The sequence below is a fragment of the Photorhabdus viridis genome (assembly GCF_040256935.1).
Classification (GTDB): domain Bacteria; phylum Pseudomonadota; class Gammaproteobacteria; order Enterobacterales; family Enterobacteriaceae; genus Photorhabdus; species Photorhabdus viridis.
This window is the reverse complement of record NZ_JBEJZY010000464.1, coordinates 1-226: the sequence shown is the minus strand read 5'-3', so window position 1 is coordinate 226 and position 226 is coordinate 1. Positions and strand designations below refer to the sequence as shown.

Below are 226 nucleotides of genomic sequence, written 5' to 3'. Positions count from 1 at the left end.
AAGGGGTGAAACGCAAACCTACTGCTACGAATCCCATGACAGCTACACCCCGCTGGCCAGCATCATCACGAAGGGAACCCGGCACGATTACTACTGGTACCACACGGATATCAACGGTGCGCCGCTGGAAGTGACGGACGAGGACGGCAAAATTGCGTGGGCGGAGAAATACAGTACTTTCGGTGAACTGGATGGCGCCCCGCTGGCTTACTTCACCGATCCGGCC

At 57.5% G+C, this 226-nt stretch carries 1 protein-coding gene; it reads left to right on the top strand.

Translation table 11 applies throughout. The annotated features are described in order from the left end of the window. Positions 1 to 52 precede the first annotated feature (52 nt). A partial coding sequence (locus ABR397_RS24165) for an RHS domain-containing protein (protein ID WP_350307894.1) occupies positions 53 to 226 on the top strand: 174 nt, incomplete at its 3' end.